The sequence below is a fragment of the Spirosoma terrae genome (genome assembly GCF_010435915.1).
Taxonomy (GTDB): domain Bacteria; phylum Bacteroidota; class Bacteroidia; order Cytophagales; family Spirosomataceae; genus Spirosoma; species Spirosoma terrae.
On the sequence record NZ_JAAFZH010000003.1, the window covers coordinates 605,923 to 626,887 of the forward strand.

The following is a 20,965-nucleotide window of genomic DNA, read 5'->3' on the forward strand; positions in this document are numbered from 1 at the left end:
AGAAGGAAAAGGATAGTTAAATGATAGGAAATGGATATAGTAAGGCCAACGCCCATTTGGCTAGGGCAGGAATGAGAATGAGGAAAAGGAAATATTATTGCTTCAGAAAACGCCGACGAAGGCGTTGGCCATCTTGTGTCTGCACTTCTAGTACATAGGTACCTGGCAACAAGCTGGAGGTGTTCACCATAGGGGTAGCTGTCACCGGATGAAGTAGTGGGTTGCCTTTTAGATCGAACACCTGTAATTGATCAATAGGCTGACGGGAGGATACCGATACTTGCAATGAGGCTTTAGTCGGATTGGGCCACAGTGTCAAGCCAATGGATTCTTTCTCGGTTTTGACTAACCCTATGCCAATGACTGAGACCCCTTCTATCAAACTAGCACTGAATTGAGTAGTCCCATCTGTAGACCAGTAAACAGGATCCGCTAACGGAACCCACTGGCGGCCATTGTAGCCCACCAATTGCAGCTCAGCCGTCTCAGTGTTCTGTTTAGTAATCTCAGGTGCATAAACTGTCAAATTAGTGCCAGTCGGTCCACTGAGTAACCAACTTCCTGTTGGCGAAATCCACTCAATCGCTTCACTTCGGGTATCATTTAGATAAGGCGTGCTATAGAGGTAGCGAGCGGTAATCGTACCTTCTTGCGAGGAATTGATTAGGAGAGGATGATAGCCATCTAATCCAGCGGTAGCATCGCCTACTGGCAAGAGAAAAGGGCTGCTTATGCTTGCTACACTGGCGAAGCCATCAATGTAATTTTGTTTGTTAGCTCCCAGCACACTAGCCGTTGGAGCAAAAACAACTGCATGCTCTGGAGATGCTGATTGTGTACAGTTGGGAGTGGTAATAATGCTACTACGTCCGGGCCCATGTTGGTTGAAGGCTATGGTGCCAGCAATATACATTCCTGCTGCCAGGGGGAACTCGCCCGTACTGTTCAGCTCGATTCGTCCAAAGGCAGGCCGCCCTGCTCCCTGTCCGCCATTGGTAGCCGAAGCACCCATGATGCCTTTCCCCTGGTAGACTAAGCCAGAACCGAACGGACTAGGCGCATAGCCAAAGTAATCAGTACCCTTGATTTGTGAGCCAAGCTGACTGGACTGGTTCCAGAGGCCATCCTCCGCTACGTAGAACTGGCCCACGTGCTCGTAACTGCCATTGACCTCAAATTGTACCCCAGCTTTAAGCGAGGAGTGTAAAACCTCGGTGCCTGATTGAAGGCTCGTTCCCGTATTATCTGATGTGCCTGCCGAATGAGAGGCATTGCTGATCACGGTTTGGGCAAGAGTAAACTGGCAGGTTAAAATGGCTAGCCACAGGCTGCTGGATAAGGGAGAAAGGGGCATGGTTGACAGGAGTGGTATGGGGATGGACTAACAAGACATATTCCGTTAGACGTGGCCAAATGTATCCATTTGTCAACATTATTACATCTACCGTTTAGTAAAATAATGATACAAATTACACGATATAGGTTCATATGATGCGAACATTCAATTAAATACATTTTATGGTAACTTAAAGTATACCCTTAAAGCCTATATTTATCGTATTGGGTAATTGGCTACGATACTCTCTAGTTACCCTAATTTATCTAGTTGTCCATGTCAACCGTTTAGCCATATGCACCGGATTATTATTAGGTTACGCCCACTTGTTTGTCTTCTTTTCTCCAGTTTAATTTTAGGTTTAGCTTCACTTCAAGCGCAAGTTCGGGTAGGCCTACCGACTGCACCACCCGATGGTTCAGCGGCACTGGAAGTGAGTGGCGGTCCATATACAACAGGAAGTGAGTATCGAGGAATTGCTCCTCCTAAAGTAGCATTAAGCAAAACGTCACTTGCTTCCCCAATCACCAAGCCAGTCACTGGCTTACTGGTCTATAACACAGCCAATCAGAATGACGTGACACCTGGCTATTATTACTGGGAGGGTAGTAAATGGTTGCGGCTAACGACTGATCATCCAGGAAGTGCCCGGGTAGCGGCAGTAAATGGACAATCAATCCCAGCTCACCTAATTAGTCAGGTGTCCAGCCTGTCTGCGACTCTTCCTGACATTATTTACATTGCTGATGAAGGCAGAGAAGGTATGTTTCGGTATAACTCAACGTCAACAGTTACTCCTGATGGAGCTATGTCATTAAGTATTACTTCGGGGGCAGGACGGTATTTACGAGTTTATGATGGTGTTGTCAACGTAAAGTGGTTTGGGGCAAAAGGCGATGGTACTACCAATGATATAGCAGCTTTGAATGCAGCGATTAATTACACGGTAACCAGAAGCGTAGGCTATATGGGGCATGGAAATTCGGGGGTAGTTTTTTTACCCAGAGGAGTTTATAGCGTAGCTCAACGGCTTGTAATACCAAACAAGATAAGATTACTAGGAGAAGGGCCGCGTGTCTCTGAAATAAGACCTACTTCAAGCTATTCCGATTCAATTCTCGTAGAATTAAGTAACAAAAATTTCTCTCCTCCAGGTAAGATCAACATCTTTTCAACGGGAATAGAAAACATAAGTCTGCATCTGTTAGGGAAGGCAGGCTTGATTGGTGTTTATTCTACCGAAATCAATGAGCATGCAGGGTTAGATCATTTCTTAATTGGGGGTGTCAGGTATATTGGGATCTTAATTGAGCCACCAGGATCAAATCCTGGCTATGGCCCTCAAAACTTTAAGATTACACGAGGAGAAATCATTTTTGATACCACTGAAGACGCTAATACACGAGGTATAGTGATTGATGCAAACGGGGGTGATCTCCAGGCTTTACGAGACATCTCTATAGTAGGAAAAAATGCGTTAGGATATGGGATTGAACTTAATCGAGTATCTGGTTTCGCGATTTCATCTATCCATGTTGAGAATCTGGCTCGGGGAATCAGTATTGGCGAAAAAGGCCCTGTGATTGCCTTTTCGATAACGGGGGTTAACGCACAAGTGAAAGTATTGCGAACGATTTATCTATCGAGTAATTATGACAGCTTTGGATATATGCTGAGTGCCATTCGCTCTACAGGTGATCTCACAGATTTCAATGGCCCAGTGACATACGCCGTTGAAGACAGAAAAAATCAACCAACAGGTAAAACTACAATTCCTGGTCCCCTAGGTTTCTATACGGTATCAACTCAGGTGTCGCCACCAACAGGAGGTGGCGCTAGAAACATACGTTGTAGCGATTCCCTGTACGATAGAGTTGTTCTACCCACCTATGCTGACAATGCCGCAGCAACAACAGGTGGAGTTCCCGTTGGTTATATGTACCGTACCAGTGATGGAACCATTAAGATACGCTATTGATATTAGCAGAATTAATCACGTGACACCAAAAAAGTCAAGCCTCATTCTATCAAGATGAGGCTTTTTTTATATACCTGATTCACCTTCCGCCTACTGATTCTATTCATAGAGGAGACACTGAAACGGGTAAACTCCCAGTTAAAATACCGTATTTTTCCCGTAGCTCGGAATTGCTATAAGCCCTAGTTTTAGCCCAATTTTCTCTACAAATTCTCTATGAAAAGAATCCTTTACCTCTTTTTAGTAAGTCTCTCAATCATAGCCTGTTCAGGCGGTAGTAATAGTGGAAGCAGCGACGAAGATATAGATGCTGTGGTACAATGCCGAAAGCACAATGGTAAACAGCTATATGTCGGCCCCAGAGGTGGCTGCTACTACATAAATAGCAATAATAATAAGGAATACGTGGATCGGTCGGAATGCCAGTGCTAACTACCATGCGAATCCTGATCCAGATCCTACTTATTGGCCTTTGGCTGTTTACAACTACGAGTTTTACCAGCCAACGCCCAGCACCCCGCTCTACATACCAAAAGCATCCCCGTAAAGCACCAGCGGTGGCTTCCGTTTTGGTCTGCGGTAGTCGAAGTGCCTATGCCTATCATAGTTACGAATGTCATGGCCTTAACCGATGTCAATCAGGAGTCAGCCGGGTTAGTGTAAGCGAGGCTCGAGCAATGGGGTATCAGCCTTGTAAAATTTGCTATTAGAACTTCTTTGTTTCCCCCTCCCTATGAATGACATTATTAGTTTGATTGGCTTTATCTGCTTTTTCGGGCTCATCGGCTTGATCTGACCGTATCCAGGTCCATAAAAGTTAATTAAAGTAATTTATATAGTTAAATTCGTGACTAAAATTGTTGTTCTCCTTTCCTCTTTTGATCTTATTCCACCTATGAAATCAATTTTCCTCTCTGAGTATGTAATAGACAGAAATAATAATTTCAACCTATTACGCTTCATGGCTGCCAGTCTTGTCATTTATAATCATTGCTACCCACTGATGGGCATTCCCGCACCTATCACTGAGTACGCGTTTGACCTGGGTGCATTAGCGGTTGATTTGTTTTTTGTAACGAGTGGTTTTCTAATCACGCGAAGTTTAGAAACTCATTACGACGTAACAGCATTTGTCTGGTCTAGAGGGTTACGGATTTATCCAGCCCTGATTGTGAACATATTATTCTGTGTGTTTTTTGTTGGCCTTATTTTTACCACATTGCCTATTGAGCAATATCTGCTTAACAAGCAAACAATCAAGTATTTAGTTAAAAACATCGTAATATTCCAAGGGGTTGAAGGAGGGTTGCCCGGTGTTTTTCAGCATAATCCGTATAAGACTATAGTTAACGGATCACTATGGACATTGCCTTGGGAGGTAAACATGTATGGTGTGTTGCTCGCTATTGGTATAGTTAGCTACGTTAAAAGCTTTAGAGCGTTTCAGCGGGCTATGACGGCCATTATTGTGGGACTTTTCTTATTTTTTGCCATTTATTATATGTACTCATACCTTAATCGCGGAACCGTTATTGTAGTAAATCCGCTCTTACGGTTTGGTACCCATTTTTTCTGTGGAGCCGCTTATTACTTGCTTAGACATAAAATTCCTATGTCTACGTATATAGCTGTCAGTATGATAGGGATACTTGGTATTTGCGCTTATTTTACAAGCTGGCTTATTGTTCCCTATGTGTTATTTCAGGGGTATATAGTACTGTATTTGGCTTTTATTCCTAAGGGGCTTATACGCCGGTTCAGTCAGGGGGCGGATTATTCCTATGGACTTTATATTTATGGGTTTCCTATCCAGCAATCCTTGATCGCTTTATATCCTCATATTTCTTTTTATAAAATGCTGTCTATCAGTTACGGTGTGTCCCTCTTGCTGGCTATTTTGTCCTGGCATTTGGTTGAACAGCCCTGTTTAGGTTTAAAGAAATACTTTCAGAAAAACAAAGTATCTAACCCGGTAACGGAAGCAGCCCCGACTTTGAAGCAAGAGCTTTTACTGGAATAGAGCAAAATAAAGGAAGCAATAGTAAGGATCGTTACCCAATCGAGGATGCCTTTGCGGAGTCGTTTAAAGGCATCCTCAACCAATTCTACAGTAAGTGCTTGTCAAGGCTACAACCTGCAAAGCAGATTTTGTAACCGCTTAAAAGTTAGTTTTCAAAATATATCTCTATTTTCTGTACACTTATGCCTTGACTCCTCGATAAGCCAATAGCCACACGCATTCATTCCAATGAAATACCTTTCCTTGCTTGGTGCACTCATTATTTCGTTATCCACCTTTGCCCAAATCAACAGTCAACACCAGGCCTTTGTAGAAGTCGGTGGTCTTGTCTCCTCTGCTGAACGGACACCGTTTTGGCTAAGAGCCAATCAATTTGGCACCGTACCTGCCAGCGCCCCAATCGGAACCGCACGAGTTGGCATCAACGGATCTGTCTTGCTGACAGATACCTCCGGATTGTATGCCCGTAAAGCACCCAGTAGAGCCTATATTCTCAACTATAGCGCAGAGACAGTGGGTAATATCGGTAAAGAGAATCAACTACTCATGCCAGAGTACTACGTTCAGCTAGCCCATCGGCAGCTTGAGCTAATGGTTGGTAGGCGACGTGAAGTAATTGGACTAGTGGACACAACGCTGAGTTCAGGTTCCTATTCCTGGTCTGGCAACGCATTACCTATTCCTAAAATCCGATTCGGGACCAAAGGCTTTGCGCCACTAGGGCGCAGGCAATGGTTAGCAATCAATGCTTTTATTGCTCATGGTCAATTTGATACTGACTACATCCTGCATTCCTTCCTGCATCAGAAATCGGTCTTTTTTAGGGTAGGTAAGCCCTCGTCAGTTGTACGATTTTACATTGGGCTTAATCATAATGTGCAATGGGGAGGTCAGTCAAATGATCTACCACCTGGTCTAGCCGTAAATGGTAAGTTGCCAGGTGAGTTTCGAGACTTTCCCAATGTACTCTTTGCAATCAGGATAGGTGGTAAACTGGACCCGAGACTAACTCAGTTTGATTGGGTTAATCTGTTTGGGAACCACGTAGGTAGTACTGATTTTGGGTTTGAACTCAAGCTACCTTCGGTGAACCTAATGCTTTACCATCAACACAGCTTTGAAGATGCATCTGGTGTAATGATGCAGAATCTACCAGATGGTCTAACTGGGTTACGCATACGACCAGTCAACAATCGCACGTCAAGCTTTAGAATCGATGGTTTACTAATAGAGTACCTTTCAACGCTCAATCAAAGCGGACCTACATTTAATCAAACCAATACAACTGTTAAAGGTGGGGATCATTATTTTAACAATGAACAATACAGTAAGGGGTGGGTATATCATGATCGCATTATTGGGACGCCCTTTATTACCAGAAAACAAGATGTTCGTGAGGTGTATCGCAATACGACCAATTGGGCTATAAATAATAATCGCGTGCAGATGGCTCATATTGGCTTACAAGCTACCGTCCTTCAGCGTATAAAACTGATGACGAAGCTTTCCTACAGTCAAAACCATGGTGTGCCGGGTGAGCCTTTACCCGGTACACCTGCCCAATTCTCATCACTCGTACAACTCGCACTGCCTGTGAATTGGTTAGGCGGTTCTTATCTCAATGCATCAATGTCGGCGGATATTGGACAATTATATGACAATACGATTGGAGCCTACATCAGCCTACGTAAAACGGTATGGCAATACGGTAAGTAATAATGAGTTCGCAGTAGCTAAAGTATTGCTTACAAGACTAACTCGCCTAACGGTTATAAAGTCTAACTATTTAGGATAAACAGCGGCAATTGGATCCTGTTTGTATCTTGCTAGTGTGTATTTAGTTGTAATATATTGAAAGTCAATAGTTTGTCTAAATTAATTACTTTCTGCATCGGAAAGTAATTACATAAACATACGAACGTAGTAGCCCGGTACCGTTGATGGCCGGGCTTTTTCATGGCCGATTAGTCTGCAAACGGGCTGCCGCTACGTGTAGCCTGATCGTATCGGTCCAGGGCCTGCCGTAGAAAGTTGGTAAGGCTTTCGATTAGCGACGGCGGGCTAATCACTTTGACGCCATTTCCTAAGCGAGCCAGTTCATACACCAGTTCTTTGTTGACGATAATGGACAATTTTACCCGAAACTCCTCGTCATTGTTAATAAGTATGTCCTCCGTCTGGAATGGATAAAACGGCTGAGCCTGGAAGTGCAAGCCCTGCTGACGGGTAAAAGACAGCACGACGTCTTCGGGTGGGTTGTCGTAAGCCGCTACACCCAATGCCTGCCGAAAATACAGGTCGGCATCGAAAGCCGGAGCCTCAAACGTATCGTCTGTTACGTATACGGAACCGTCGACAAGGCGATCCAGACCAAACACGCGAACCGCTCCATAATCGAGTTGCCAGCCTACTACGTACCAGCGGTTCCGATGTTCCTTGATCGCATATGGAAACAGACGGTGTGATTTCCTGATTTCAGTCTCGAACCGCTGATGATCGAACTGTACGACGCTACGTGTATGAATGGCCTGTAAAAAGGCCTCGACCCATTCGCTGCCTTTTACATACGGTACCGACTCAAATAGAATATATTGCCCAAAGTTGTCGGCAGGATTGCTCCGGAACCGAACCGCCTTGTCGATTTTGTCGACCGTGCCGCGCAGGTCGGTAAATAAATTAACGTGTTTGAACTGGTTGAGCGTTGCAACGGCGGTATGAAGCGCTGCCAGGTCTTTACTGGTTAACGTAACAGGAACGGCCAGTTCGAATGGATGGGTGTAGTAATAGCCCTGAAGCCGGTAATCATACGCGATTGGTGCTCCGTAATCGTCGCGCATTAGTCGGATATCTTCCCGAAAAGTCCGCTCTGAGCAGTTGCACCGCTTAAGCAGATCCGCTTTCGACTTGGGCTTGCCGCCCCAGCTATTCAGATAATCGTTGATTTTCTTCAGGCGTTCGTATTGATTTTTAACGACAGGCATAAAAAAGTGTGGTTAGGCAAATAGATTGCCGTTTTAGAAGTCACCTTTGGGTTATGATTTACCTGCCGTCTACTAAATCTGTTTGTCAAAACGAGTAAAATCGTAAAAAAAATAGCATTCACCTTTCACTATCTACGCCTATACAGAAACATGCAATTCAAACTAACGCTACGTCCGATAGCCCGACAGACGCTCGTACCGTTCAATTACGCGTATCGACTGAGTGCGTTCATCTACGCCGTGCTGGCCGATGCCGACGCGCAGTATGCTACATTCCTGCACCAGCAGGGCTACGAATACTCGCCCACGCGACGGTTTAAACTGTTTACGTTTTCGGATTTAATCATCCCAAATGCCCGAATTGACCCGAAAGCGGGCGGACTATGGGTTACGACACCCCATATCGAATGGGTGGTGAGTTTCTACGTCGATAAGGCCGCCCAGCATTTTATTATGGGTCTGTTTCAGGACCAGCGATGCGTCATCGCGACACCGAAGCACCGGGCCGAATTCATCATTGAACGGGTCGAAGCCATACCGCTAGAGATTTCGTCAACGACCGTTACGTTACGGACACTCTCGCCCGTGGTGATTGCCGAGAAGTCGGAACGCCGAACCGGACGACGCGGCATGGACCAGTACTTACATCCAGGTGACGTACAATATGGACCGTTACTGATTGATAACCTGCTGGCGAAGTGGAACAGCGTACCGAGGGCGGTCGCTGCTGACGCTACGTCTGACGATGATTTTGCTACGTCGGCGGTAACGTATCACTTACTCCCGAATCGGGACCCGCGCTCCCGGCTGATTACGATAAAAGAAGATTCAAGAGCGCAAACGCAGGTTCGTGGTTACTACGGCTTTACGTTCGAACTCAGCGGCCCGAAAGAAATTTTAGAATTGGCCGTGCTGGCTGGCGTGGGAAAATACAATGCTATTGGTAACGGTTGTATTTGGGTACAAAATAGCCCAGGCTAAGCTGGGCTAATTCCTGATTGGTACGATTAGACAATTGTGCTTAACTACTTACATTTTTCAATTCCAGTTATCAGGCTCACAAATATACTAAAAATATTTTTCATATTAATTGTCTGATAGTCAGCGTATTATTAAAAATAGGATTGTGTGTAAAAGCTTCGCTACTTACATAGGTGTAGTTTTTAATGAAAAATATCTTTTGCTTTGTGAAGCAGGAGACGTTCAGAGTTATGTCTATACCAAGTTCAATTTAAGGAAGTAGTGTCCAAAGCTACAGCTGGAATGAAGTGTACTCATAATGATTATATGCCAACATGTAATCTTTGAACGTCTCTTGCTTTTTTTATGCCTTATATATGGATATATCATTCATTACTCAAGATAGTGAACGAACAAACTGCAAACTGATTCTGCAACCACTAGCGCCTTATTCAATGGTTGATGAAGTTCCCGGTTCGTACTACAAAACGCTTACTGCTCCTTCGAAACACCAGTTGTGCGGACTTTTCGAGAATGTAATTGGCTTACATCTGGCCTTAAAAGATCGAGAGCGACTTTTCAAAGATATGGCCAAGGTATATGAGAAAAAACAGAAAGGTAAAGACAAGATGAAGTTTGAGCGGACTTATTCCAAGTCTGGCTATTTGCCCCTACTTTATCATCTGTTCGACATTAGCCTTACGCTGGTTCCTCCCGTCATCCACATTGATGATTTATGGAAGAAAGCCTTTCGACGTACGGATGCTGGTGACAACCCAGTTCATGCCAATGGTAGTATGAATCAGGATATTGAAGTAGTTCGACGTAAGCGATTGATCGAACGTGATCCTGAAAAGCCCGACCGTCCGACGAAAAAAGCGTTAGGCGATCTCTTTACGGCTCAAATAGGTTTGTTCCCTCTCTACTATTCAACCTTGGCAACGCGGGAATATTTAATGACGAATGGTAGCTATGTACTTAAACTTGATATATCTACGGCTCTGTTGCAGCGACTTGAAGAGGCATTAGTAAAAAACAATCTTGCATACCTCGGCACAAATGATGGCTGGGTAGATATTCAAATAGACAGGCTATGACGCACCCATATTTACGATACGGCTACGCGCTGTTTTTGGCTGAAACAAATCTTGAAGAGGGCATTTCATTCAATGAGCATGCACCGGCCTTGATTCGTGAATTACAAAAAAGTTTACTGGATTTTCGCCTGAAACCAGCAGCCTCTTATGTTGGCATGCGTTCGGTAAAATTCACGTTTTGCGATGATGCAAAGGGAGATACAAGTAAAGGTGTTTTTCTTGCCCCTAATGTTATTGCTTCAGATAAAGCGGCAGGTAATCTAATTAAAAGCTGCACAGATTGGATTGCAGAAGTTCAAAGTGAGTTAGTCAAAACTGGTGGAGTTATAAACTTAAATAAACCAACTAAGGCCAGTATGTCATCAACGCCGACATCTGGCGAATACTTAAGTTTTGGTGCAACTGCTGGCCGAGGAAAGCCTTCAGTATCAACCGCTGAAAATGCCTTTGCTCTACTTACTTCACTTACCTCTAACAAGCCTGCAATGGCTTATAAGACGTACTCGCAAGGTAAGACAGAACGTAGCAATACAACCATCATCCCTGCTTTCGATTCGATTAAAGATACAGTCCGATTCATTAGACTTTTTAGTAAAATGAAGGACCGTTATTTGGGCAGCGAAGCCATGGAAGGCGGAGTGTTTCAGGAGAAAAACAAAAAAGGTGAGGTGACAAAAGAAAGTCCATTAAGACCCAAAATCTATGATGGCAATTTTCCTCACGCACCTAGAAGCAGCGCGCTTGGTCCTGTAGCACTTTTAGGTGCAATTGGTAGATGGTCAAAAGAAGCAGAAGACACGACTTGGGCGCTGGATGTTCTTGAAAGCTTGAAAAATGCTCAAATGTATGTCATCAGCTATGGCAAAGCGCAGTCGTTTCGATATAACCACTATCTCGTTGATTTAGCGAAAGAAAATCGTCTCAGCGAAATTATTGACAGTCTATATTACACTATGTTGCTAAACGCTGGACCACGAAGTACTGATAACCGAAATGACTATCAGGTTTTCGATTTATTTACGGCTCGCTTCCTAATCCAATTTAATCGAGCATCATTCCGTGATTTCTTAGCTCAACGAGCGGAATACCCTTCTCAAACCAGCATCTTATTCACCACTTATTTTGAAAAAATGGAAAGCATTCAACCAGAAGTAGTTCGTTCCGCCAAGTCATTAGGCCGATGGCTGAATTACGTAGCTTATCGTGTAGCTAAAGAAAGCGATGAAAAGGCTACTAAAGAAGATATGCGTAAGATGAAAGCGAAAGTGTTGGTCGAGTTAGAAAGTTCAACATTTTCCGCCAAATCTGGCGACGCACTTATTGCCCAAGCCGTTACCCGCGCTGGTCGTCTGTCGGGTATGGATGCGCCTGAAGAAGCTAGTCTATTTATGGAGCAAACAGCTGCTGGTAGCATTACTCTTGACCAAGCTAAGAACCTACTTATTGCCTTTTCACGCTTACGTAACAAATACGAGCCTAGAGATACAGATACATCTGGCGATGCAGGAACGCAAGCCGATGGTACAGATGATGTCTCCGATGCACAAGCTTAATTTATAACTTCTTAAACCAATATTCTTCATGGAAATTTCAGGAATACTTGTTTCTCTAGTTGCTCCTTTTGACTATCACATGGCTAACGGTGGCGAAAAATTACTTGGTAATGCATCATCTATAAAGCGGACACCAGACGGGAAAGTATATGTTTCTGGGCAGATGCAACGTCACGTTTTATTCTCTGCTATGTCGCGTTTAAATGAAGCTGACCCCAATCGAGCACAAACATATGTCTCAAACGGAGATGGAGTCAGCAACCATATTGAAGTTGATCTTCGGGCTGATATGGGCGGTTTTATGCATCCTTCAAGGGGAGATTACTCAGGCCGCCGGACAGCGCCACTATCTGCTACAATGGCGGTAGCCTTGGACGAAAGCAAAGTGGGCAGAGACTTGTTGATTCGTCTTAAACAGGACCCCAATGAAGACAGTCGTGACCAAGCTCTTGCCACTCGTGAGTTCAGCGAGAATGATATGATGTTAATGAATTTTTATCTGGATATTACGTCACTGAGTACATCGAAGGCTTTCCGCTATCAGAATTCATTTCATTTAGAAACAACGCATCACAAGCATGCACCCGAAACGGAGCGTATGCGTCGCGTACGGCTGTTCCTGGAGGCTACTCGTTCATTGCATGATTATTCAAATCAAGCTCGAAATGCGGTAAGTGGTGAGCCACTAAGAGTCCTGATCGTATTTGATACAAAACATAGCCGCAAGGCTGCTCGCTATTTTTCAGTTAGTGAAACACAGCAAAAAAATATTTTGGCAGAATTACAGGCACGTGGTGCGCAATATTTTTTAGGGGATGACGATACAAACGAATCCGTCTTTAAAGCCTATGAGAAAGCGTTGACTTTATTGGCTTCTTCAACACTAACTGATTTAAGTGAAGGTGATAGTGCTATAGTGACTTTTGAAGAGTTTGCGGGCCGTAACTAGAAATTGTTCTTACCGCACCAGTCATTAATTGGAGCGGTAAGAACGTATTTACTCCACATCAAAATAGCTGTTAGCATATGACTACTACTGAACCTCTTGCCAAACCCAGCGGCATTACGTTTACACAGCATGTTTCAGGTGTTGTTGATGAAGGACAAATGTTGACGCGCTCTTTATCCACCACATTTGATAAATATCAACGCTTGACTGGTAGCGATTTACGTAAGCGCTTAAACGGAGCCTGCAAGTTTCATGATGATGGTAAAAAACATCCACAATGGCAGTCTGCTTGTCAACGTGATTATGATGAATACTTAAAATGGCATGCTGAATATGGTGGCTCTTACCAAGATTACGAACGTGCTTGTAAAGGGCAGACAGGTCGGAATTTGTTAAAAGCAGATATTAGGCACGAGATTGATTCACTAATTCAACGACAGAAAGATAATTTCTCATTACCCGTTCAAGTTGCTATCGGTGCACATCATGGAAAGCTGTCCATTCGACACGAGGATAAATGGAAAAGACCAGTGTTTAAGGGCGAAGGTGAAAAGATATGGCGGAAGTTTAAGCAACATAACAACCAGTTTGAAAGCCACCATGATTTTGAAAAGGCTCTGCTACCACACTATGAATATGCTGGTGTAAGGTCTTATTTACAAGTAGCTGATCGTCGAACAAGTGCCAAGGAATCAGGAGAAAAGTTGCCTGACCCTAAATCGTTTGAATACAAATTTCCTCATTCGGAAAGACGTAATGTACAGCAGATAGTCGAAGCGAATTGGCAAGAAGATTTGCTATTAGTTCGAGCTCCAACTGGCGCAGGTAAAACAGATTCTGCACTTTTATGGGCTTCTAAACAAATTGAAGCTGGGAAGGCTCAGCGATTGGTTATTGCTATGCCTACTCGCTTTACATCAAACGCACTGGCAATCAACGTAGCAGAAAGTCTTTCAGACACAGGGCTATATCACTCGAGTGCATGGCATAACAAGTTTAGGGTAGCCATTGAAGAAAAACGAATTCATTTTAAGGAAGCGCAGAAGCAGCATGAATCGGCACGACAACTGATGACACCAGTTACCGTGTGTACGATTGATCACTTACTAATGTCACTAACGCTTACTCGCGAAGATCATCACTTAATTGCCTTTAATTTGGCTAATAGCTGCCTGGTGATTGATGAAGCTGATTTTTACGATGATTTTACCCAGGCAAACATTTTAACATTGTTAAGGGCGCTGCATACGTGGAAAGTACCTGTCCTACTGATGAGTGCATCATTGCCTGACTCTTGTCTATCGCAGTATCGGGCGACAGGATACAACGTTAATAAAATCTTTAAAGACGAATCTGAGCTTACACGTGACAGATGCCGCATTCGATCAATTCGGGAGTATGAAAATATTTCAGAATTGGAAGGCTTATTGAATAAATGCATATCAGCTAAATCTGCAATCATCTATGCGAATACTGTAGCTAAAGCTAAGCAGCTCTACGACTGGTTTGAGGCAAGAGGCATTACTCCTATACTTTATCATAGTCGTTTTACAGAGCCGCACAAAGCAAAGAAAGAAGAAGAATTACTACAAAAATTAGGACGTGCTGCTTGGGAAGGAAAGCGAGCAGAAGGAATTGCTATTTTGACTCAGATTGGGGAAATGAGTGTCAATATTAGTGCTGATATTATGGTTTCTGAGTTATGTCCAATAGATAGACTCATCCAGCGTGCTGGTCGTCTTAGCCGTTTCGATAAAGAGAAAGTTGGCGAATTGCACGTAGTGATTCCGACTATTTCAGGTAAATTATATCCTGCTCCGTATGGTACTTATCAGCGAGGAGCCGATTGGGAACCTAACCCTGCTCTGATTGCAACTAAAGAGCGACTATCCGTTAGAGCGTATTCAGCGGCTACATTTACCGATTTACTTAATGAAGTCTATGACCAACCGCCAGCTCAGACAACTCGGGCAATAGTAAATGCTGAACACTTGCGGCAACTGTTTATTAGTAACTGGATAATTGGTTCGATGACAGTAGCAAAAGAAGATGATACAGAAACCACTTTCTGGCGTAGCCGTGATATTATTGGTAATGCCACTGTGTTCGTTGAGGAACTAACACAGACCCGATTTAAAAATTGGTCGGAGTTAAATGAGTTGAAAAACGATCAATCTGTCGAATTGCCTAAATACCTAATCGACAAAGGTGTTAAAATAAATGCTCTCTATGTGCGTGAAATCACGATTGATGACAAACGAGATGATAAGCCTGTAAGAGTTTATATAGCCCACAAAGGTCAATACAATCCCAGTATTGGATTGGCAGAGTTGATTTCAGATGATGATTTTTATTGACATTCATGACCATCACCGGTACGTATATCAAATACTACAAAGTCTGTCATCGGAAAACGTGGCTGTTTCATCACAAAATAGAGATGGAGCATACCTCTGAACTGGTAGCTGAAGGTTCATTCATTGGGGAAAAGTCATACCCGCAACGGGCCGAACGATACCGCGAACTCCTCCTTGATGGTTCCAAAATCGACTTCTACGATCCGGTCGATAAAGTGGTGCATGAGATCAAAAAGTCCGATAAGCTGGAGCATTCACACGTAGCGCAGGTGCAATTTTATCTGTATCTGCTCCGACGTAACGGCATCGAGGGCGCTACCGGATTGATTGAATATCCAAAACTCCGTCAGACGCAAACCGTTACGTTGGCCGATGACGACGTAGCGATGGTTGAAAACTGGGTGCAGGATATAGAACGTATCGTGGAGGCCGAACACTGCCCCGAACGTATCGCCAAAAGCAAATGCCGGTCGTGTAGTTATTTTGATTTTTGTTACATAGAAGAATCACTTTGACAGGATTAACATGATTGACAGGATTACTTCTTTGAGAATAATCGTCTCACCGGAAAGTAAAATCATGTACATCTTGTTAATCCTGTCAGAAAATGAATGACAATCTAACCCACCGAATCATTGCAGCCGCTCACGCCGTTCATAACACTCTTGGGCCCGGTTTTCTGGAGAAAGTGTATGAAAATGCGCTCTTTGTCGAATTACTGAATCGGGAGATTTTGGTGGTTCAGCAAGTTAGCGTACCCGTATTTTACCAGGAAGTTCAGGTGGGTGATTATGTAGCGGATATGTTGGTTGAAGGGGTGGTGTTGATTGAGCTTAAAGCTGTAGAAGTAGTACATCCAAAACATGAAGCCCAATTGGTCAATTACTTAGCAGCCACAGGATTGGATATCGGTTTGCTCATCAATTTTGGGAGTAGTGTTACGGTTAAACGAAAATACCGAGCGTATAAGAAGTGATTTTTTAGGCAGGATTTACAAGATTGACGGGATGATTTCATGTAAATAAAAATCATGTGAATCATGTAAATCCTGTCTAAAAAAACATGAAACAAACTAAATACCTGATGAATCCGGGACGCTTAAGCCGGCAGGATAACACGCTCAAGTTTACACCCGTCGATGAGGCTGGTAACGAAGGACAACCGCGTTTTCTGCCCATCGAGCAGGTGTCCGATTTGTATATATTCGGGAGTTTAGATGCTAACTCAGCCCTCTATAATTTTCTGGGTAAGGAAGGAATTGCCGTTCACTTCTTCGACTATTACGAACATTATACGGGTTCGTTTATGCCGCGCGAATACCTGTTAGCGGGTAAGATGCAGGTTGAGCAGACAAAACACTACGTATCGGCGAAAAAGCGGATCATTATTGCGCGGGCGTTTGTAGAAGGAGCGGCCACCAATATTTTGCGCGTGTTAAAATACTACGATAATCGAAAGGATAACTGCCTCTCGGAGTCCATTGCTACCGTCGAGCAATTACTGGCGTCGGTCCACACGGCTTCCGATGTACCCACACTGATGGGCATCGAAGGCAACATTCGGCAAACGTACTACGGATGCTTCGACGCTATTCTGGGCGAAACCTTCTGTCTGGACGGACGTAGCAAACGGCCCCCGCAGAACGAGCTGAATGCCATGATTTCGCTGGGGAATATGCTGTGTTATGCCGCCTGTCTGAGTATGATTTATCACACGCAGCTAAACCCGACGATCAGTTTTTTGCACGAGCCGGGGGCGCGTCGATACTCGCTGGCGCTCGATATGGCCGAGATTTTCAAACCGATTCTGATCGACCGGCTCATTTTCAGGATGGTCAACAAGCGCCAACTGCAGCCGTCTGATTTTCGGATGGAGGTAGGCGGATGTGTGATGAAAGAGTCGGCCCGAAAGCGGTTTTTACAGGCGTTCGATGAGTCGCTGAAGGAAACGATCAAGCACCGGTCGTTAGGACGTAGCGTGAGTTACAAGCACCTCATCAAGCTGGAGTGTTACAAGCTTCAGAAGCATCTGTTGGGCATCGATACCTACAAACCGTTTAAGGCCTGGTGGTAAAATTAATTGTGAATGAGTGAGTGATAGAATGAGTGAATAATTGGTATTAGCTGTTTATTCGCTCATTCTATCACTCACTCATTCTATCATTGAACTATGTACGTGATTTTGGTTTACGATATTAAGCAGAAGCGGGTCGGGAAGATGCTGAAACTCTGTCGTCGGTATCTGAACTGGATTCAGAACTCGGTTTTCGAGGGCGAACTGACCGACGTGCAGTTAAAGGAGTTGCTCTATGAAGCCAGGCGGATCATGAACGATGAGGAAGACAGCCTGATCCTGTTCAAAAACCGCGATAAAAAGTGGCTGGACAAGCAAATTGTAGGCGTTGAACGCCAATCGACCGATGATTTTTTATGAGCGGTCGCGTCGTCGATCACCCCAAAACGTTCTTTGATGTATTGGTTTTATATGGCCTACAGTTTGTGTAAACGGTATAACGTTCTGATTAATAATGTGTCGTCGATCGCCGGGTATTTTCGTACTATCTGAGGTCGACGATATTTTATACCGGTTATCAGTAATGAGAAAGGCATTTGGGGCTTGCAAAGCCCTTTTTTTATCACCAACTTGACGGCTTCTAATCGTACCGTAGTGGAATTGAAATATAGGCAACTTCACCCGTATAGCTACTGACAATTTTCTTCTAATCGTACCGTAGTGGAATTGAAATCGATACCGGCTTAACAATGCGGGTGCGGCAAGGGGCTTCTAATCGTACCGTAGTGGAATTGAAATTTGGGAATATCTGCGCAAGTGCAATCGGCGCAAAAACTTCTAATCGTACCGTAGTGGAATTGAAATTGCTTCTATTCTGTCGCCCCTCTGACGTATCAGCGCCTTCTAATCGTACCGTAGTGGAATTGAAATTACGTAAAATAGAACGTTTCGTATCCATTTTGAATTCTTCTAATCGTACCGTAGTGGAATTGAAATGGGGTACTGAAAGATGGGAAAACCTACCTCATCAACTTCTAATCGTACCGTAGTGGAATTGAAATCGCTTGGTGGTGACACAAGGGATTGTTTTCTTACGCTTCTAATCGTACCGTAGTGGAATTGAAATGTCGCAATCTGGTCAATGACCCCATCATGAGCGATCTTCTAATCGTACCGTAGTGGAATTGAAATATAGATCCATCGCATCTTTTGAACCCGTCACTGCTCTTCTAATCGTACCGTAGTGGAATTGAAATCGGTATCGCCATACTCTTTTAGCTCCCTGGTGAGTCCTTCTAATCGTACCGTAGTGGAATTGAAATCTCGATGCCAACGGTAAGCCCGAATCCCGTCAGCGCCTTCTAATCGTACCGTAGTGGAATTGAAATAACGTCATGTTCGGTACCAGCATAGTCAGGCGTGAACTTCTAATCGTACCGTAGTGGAATTGAAATGTAAATCGTTGAGACGACAACAGCTTTGTTGACCTGCTTCTAATCGTACCGTAGTGGAATTGAAATGTTGTAGTAACCGTCTTAGCCGGGTCATCGAGCGAACTTCTAATCGTACCGTAGTGGAATTGAAATAAATTCTTTGGCGGTGAAGCTCGGATACGTTCGGATCTTCTAATCGTACCGTAGTGGAATTGAAATGGTTTCAAAGCATCGCTGTTGATGCTCAAACAAACACTTCTAATCGTACCGTAGTGGAATTGAAATGCGGCCACTACGGCCAGTCGGTTGCCTTTTTCGTCCTTCTAATCGTACCGTAGTGGAATTGAAATTTTTTTGCGCGAAGGCTGCTATACTGAGCAGACAAAACTTCTAATCGTACCGTAGTGGAATTGAAATGAGTTGTTAAAGTAACCCGTGTATTCTACGATTCATCCTTCTAATCGTACCGTAGTGGAATTGAAATCTATAAACTGCGCCATAGCCTCAGCACCAGCGGTCTTCTAATCGTACCGTAGTGGAATTGAAATTAAAACCCAAGGGATTTCCAATTGGCCGGGCAAAACTTCTAATCGTACCGTAGTGGAATTGAAATAACGTAACAGCCTTTAATGCGGACGGTTCGCTGAACTTCTAATCGTACCGTAGTGGAATTGAAATATCGAAGCGAACCCCTGATCAGATTTCATCCAGTCTTCTAATCGTACCGTAGTGGAATTGAAATACGACGGTGTTGTGCTGATTGAGCCTAAAGCGGACCTTCTAATCGTACCGTAGTGGAATTGAAATTAGCGCTTTATTGATGATGTAACGAACAATCGCGTACTTCTAATCGTACCGTAGTGGAATTGAAATTTACAAGAGCCTCCTTATCGGCCTTGGCGCGTCGTCCTTCTAATCGTACCGTAGTGGAATTGAAATATTGAGATAGCGGCAAACAAGTATGTAGGTTGTCAACTTCTAATCGTACCGTAGTGGAATTGAAATCAGGGCTGGGCGGTTTCTACGCAGCCAAACAATTGTCTTCTAATCGTACCGTAGTGGAATTGAAATTAAATAGATTGTCCTCGGCGCCATTTGCTATTAACTTCTAATCGTACCGTAGTGGAATTGAAATTCCATTTTATTCAAACAAGTCGCTATGAACCACGACTTCTAATCGTACCGTAGTGGAATTGAAATGAGGGAGAAACAAACGCTAGAGCCACAAAATCATATCTTCTAATCGTACCGTAGTGGAATTGAAATGATAAGATTACCACAAACGACTTCGCCTTCTTCATCTTCTAATCGTACCGTAGTGGAATTGAAATGGCGGGTGTTAGTGATTGCTTGCATGAACTCTTCATCTTCTAATCGTACCGTAGTGGAATTGAAATTAGTGCAAATGACAGGCAAAAAGAACGGGATGAACACTTCTAATCGTACCGTAGTGGAATTGAAATCCGATCCCCCTCTACAGGAGAAATCAGAGACGGGATTCTTCTAATCGTACCGTAGTGGAATTGAAATATCAGGATTATCAGTACCACCTCTTTCAAGAGAAAAACTTCTAATCGTACCGTAGTGGAATTGAAATTTGTCTAGTACCTTGCCAGGTGCTGGTTTGCCATTACTTCTAATCGTACCGTAGTGGAATTGAAATTTTTAGTGCGATGAGCCCTGGCAATCTGTTGCCTGCTTCTAATCGTACCGTAGTGGAATTGAAATTCTTTAAACTCAGGCGTAACCGGATCCTGGTTGACCTTCTAATCGTACCGTAGTGGAATTGAAATGTCTAAAGGCTTATCGTCTTTCTTTTGACGAAAACCCTTCTAATCGTACCGTAGTGGAATTGAAATGGGGCTACATCGCAGCAGGTGTTATTGAAGAACTCGCTTCTAATCGTACCGTAGTGGAATTGAAATAACTGCTCATTGTAGTCACACAGGGCGATAAAGTGTCTTCTAATCGTACCGTAGTGGAATTGAAATTGCTTCAACTCTATAAACGTCTTGTCGACGCAACCTCTTCTAATCGTACCGTAGTGGAATTGAAATATTCTGGCCGGACTGGTTGCCTACACCGCCCAGATGCTTCTAATCGTACCGTAGTGGAATTGAAATTAAAAGGCGATTCGAACGCTGCTCATAAATCCTTATCTTCTAATCGTACCGTAGTGGAATTGAAATAATACACTATCCAGGAAGTGGAAGCCAATTTCGAGTCTTCTAATCGTACCGTAGTGGAATTGAAATTTCGTCAGCATCGGGCGCATTTTCCAACTCTCA

General features: G+C 43.7%; 14 protein-coding genes and 1 CRISPR repeat array. Of the genes, 12 read left to right on the forward strand and 2 right to left on the reverse strand.

The window, feature by feature from the left end; translation table 11 throughout:
- Window positions 1-94 precede the first annotated feature (94 nt).
- The gene (locus GK108_RS10360) at window positions 95-1,354 is read right to left on the reverse strand and encodes a T9SS type A sorting domain-containing protein (RefSeq protein ID WP_163946863.1); all 1,260 of its coding nucleotides are present in this window, start codon (window positions 1,352-1,354) and stop codon (window positions 95-97) included.
- Between the two features lie 277 nt (window positions 1,355-1,631).
- Between GK108_RS10360 and GK108_RS10365 the strand changes: the two genes are divergently transcribed.
- The 3 genes from GK108_RS10365 (at window position 1,632) to GK108_RS10375 (ending at window position 7,050) form a co-directional block, all read left to right on the forward strand.
- On the forward strand, window positions 1,632-3,314 hold the full coding sequence (locus tag GK108_RS10365) for a glycosyl hydrolase family 28-related protein (RefSeq protein WP_163946865.1): 1,683 nt from the start codon (window positions 1,632-1,634) through the stop codon (window positions 3,312-3,314).
- An 895-nt stretch (window positions 3,315-4,209) separates the two neighbouring features.
- The gene (locus GK108_RS10370; RefSeq protein WP_163946867.1) at window positions 4,210-5,334 is read left to right on the forward strand and encodes an acyltransferase family protein; all 1,125 of its coding nucleotides are present in this window, start codon (window positions 4,210-4,212) and stop codon (window positions 5,332-5,334) included.
- A 228-nt stretch (window positions 5,335-5,562) separates the two neighbouring features.
- The gene (locus GK108_RS10375) at window positions 5,563-7,050 is read left to right on the forward strand and encodes a capsule assembly Wzi family protein (RefSeq protein ID WP_163946869.1); all 1,488 of its coding nucleotides are present in this window, start codon (window positions 5,563-5,565) and stop codon (window positions 7,048-7,050) included.
- 248 nt (window positions 7,051-7,298) lie between these two features.
- On the opposite strand, the gene GK108_RS10380 is transcribed toward GK108_RS10375, so the two are convergent.
- Window positions 7,299-8,315 carry a helix-turn-helix transcriptional regulator gene (locus GK108_RS10380; RefSeq protein WP_163946870.1) on the reverse strand — a complete coding sequence of 339 codons (1,017 nt, stop codon included), beginning with the start codon at window positions 8,313-8,315 and terminating at the stop codon, window positions 7,299-7,301.
- Between the two features lie 150 nt (window positions 8,316-8,465).
- On the opposite strand from GK108_RS10380, the gene cas6 reads away from it, so the two are divergent.
- The 9 genes from cas6 to cas2 all read left to right on the forward strand — a co-directional run bounded on the left by cas6 (window position 8,466) and on the right by cas2 (window position 17,664).
- Window positions 8,466-9,296 (forward strand): CRISPR-associated endoribonuclease Cas6, encoded by an 831-nt coding sequence (cas6, locus tag GK108_RS10385; RefSeq protein ID WP_163946873.1) that lies wholly within the window; start codon window positions 8,466-8,468, stop codon window positions 9,294-9,296.
- Window positions 9,297-9,652: 356 nt separating this feature from the next.
- The gene (gene cas5p, locus GK108_RS10390; protein ID WP_163946875.1) at window positions 9,653-10,372 is read left to right on the forward strand and encodes a type I-PGING CRISPR-associated protein Cas5p; all 720 of its coding nucleotides are present in this window, start codon (window positions 9,653-9,655) and stop codon (window positions 10,370-10,372) included.
- Entirely contained in the window at window positions 10,369-11,925 is a 1,557-nt protein-coding gene (gene cas8c / locus GK108_RS10395) for a type I-PGING CRISPR-associated protein Cas8c/Csp2 (RefSeq protein WP_163946878.1), read from the forward strand. Before cas5p ends, cas8c begins: the two co-directional genes overlap by 4 nt.
- Window positions 11,926-11,953: 28 nt before the next feature.
- On the forward strand, window positions 11,954-12,874 hold the full coding sequence (cas7p, locus tag GK108_RS10400) for a type I-PGING CRISPR-associated protein Cas7/Csp1 (RefSeq protein ID WP_163946881.1): 921 nt from the start codon (window positions 11,954-11,956) through the stop codon (window positions 12,872-12,874).
- 77 nt (window positions 12,875-12,951) lie between these two features.
- On the forward strand, window positions 12,952-15,231 hold the full coding sequence (cas3, locus tag GK108_RS10405) for a CRISPR-associated helicase Cas3' (RefSeq protein ID WP_163946883.1): 2,280 nt from the start codon (window positions 12,952-12,954) through the stop codon (window positions 15,229-15,231).
- Between the two features lie 5 nt (window positions 15,232-15,236).
- Window positions 15,237-15,746, forward strand: coding sequence for a CRISPR-associated protein Cas4 (cas4, locus tag GK108_RS10410; protein ID WP_163946885.1), 510 nt, complete (start codon window positions 15,237-15,239; stop codon window positions 15,744-15,746).
- Between the two features lie 92 nt (window positions 15,747-15,838).
- Window positions 15,839-16,207, forward strand: a complete 369-nt coding sequence (locus GK108_RS10415) for a GxxExxY protein (protein ID WP_163946887.1) — start codon at window positions 15,839-15,841, stop codon at window positions 16,205-16,207.
- Between the two features lie 86 nt (window positions 16,208-16,293).
- Window positions 16,294-17,304, forward strand: coding sequence for a type I-B CRISPR-associated endonuclease Cas1b (cas1b, locus tag GK108_RS10420; RefSeq protein WP_163946889.1), 1,011 nt, complete (start codon window positions 16,294-16,296; stop codon window positions 17,302-17,304).
- A gap of 96 nt (window positions 17,305-17,400) precedes the next feature.
- Window positions 17,401-17,664, forward strand: a complete 264-nt coding sequence (gene cas2 / locus GK108_RS10425) for a CRISPR-associated endonuclease Cas2 (protein ID WP_163946891.1) — start codon at window positions 17,401-17,403, stop codon at window positions 17,662-17,664.
- Between the two features lie 217 nt (window positions 17,665-17,881).
- Window positions 17,882-20,932: direct repeats of the CRISPR family, unit length 30 nt; unit sequence CTTCTAATCGTACCGTAGTGGAATTGAAAT.
- Window positions 20,933-20,965 lie beyond the last annotated feature (33 nt).

What these genes read in the sequence shown, in the direction of transcription:
- GK108_RS10360 (WP_163946863.1), bottom strand. Translation starts at nt 1,354, where the DNA reads ATGCCCCTTTCTCCCTTATCCAGCAGCCTGTGGCTAGCCATTTTAACC.
- GK108_RS10365 (WP_163946865.1), top strand. Translation starts at nt 1,632, where the DNA reads ATGCACCGGATTATTATTAGGTTACGCCCACTTGTTTGTCTTCTTTTC.
- GK108_RS10370 (WP_163946867.1), top strand. Translation starts at nt 4,210, where the DNA reads ATGAAATCAATTTTCCTCTCTGAGTATGTAATAGACAGAAATAATAAT.
- GK108_RS10375 (WP_163946869.1), top strand. Translation starts at nt 5,563, where the DNA reads ATGAAATACCTTTCCTTGCTTGGTGCACTCATTATTTCGTTATCCACC.
- GK108_RS10380 (WP_163946870.1), bottom strand. Translation starts at nt 8,315, where the DNA reads ATGCCTGTCGTTAAAAATCAATACGAACGCCTGAAGAAAATCAACGAT.
- cas6 (WP_163946873.1), top strand. Translation starts at nt 8,466, where the DNA reads ATGCAATTCAAACTAACGCTACGTCCGATAGCCCGACAGACGCTCGTA.
- cas5p (WP_163946875.1), top strand. Translation starts at nt 9,653, where the DNA reads ATGGATATATCATTCATTACTCAAGATAGTGAACGAACAAACTGCAAA.
- cas8c (WP_163946878.1), top strand. Translation starts at nt 10,369, where the DNA reads ATGACGCACCCATATTTACGATACGGCTACGCGCTGTTTTTGGCTGAA.
- cas7p (WP_163946881.1), top strand. Translation starts at nt 11,954, where the DNA reads ATGGAAATTTCAGGAATACTTGTTTCTCTAGTTGCTCCTTTTGACTAT.
- cas3 (WP_163946883.1), top strand. Translation starts at nt 12,952, where the DNA reads ATGACTACTACTGAACCTCTTGCCAAACCCAGCGGCATTACGTTTACA.
- cas4 (WP_163946885.1), top strand. Translation starts at nt 15,237, where the DNA reads ATGACCATCACCGGTACGTATATCAAATACTACAAAGTCTGTCATCGG.
- GK108_RS10415 (WP_163946887.1), top strand. Translation starts at nt 15,839, where the DNA reads ATGAATGACAATCTAACCCACCGAATCATTGCAGCCGCTCACGCCGTT.
- cas1b (WP_163946889.1), top strand. Translation starts at nt 16,294, where the DNA reads ATGAAACAAACTAAATACCTGATGAATCCGGGACGCTTAAGCCGGCAG.
- cas2 (WP_163946891.1), top strand. Translation starts at nt 17,401, where the DNA reads ATGTACGTGATTTTGGTTTACGATATTAAGCAGAAGCGGGTCGGGAAG.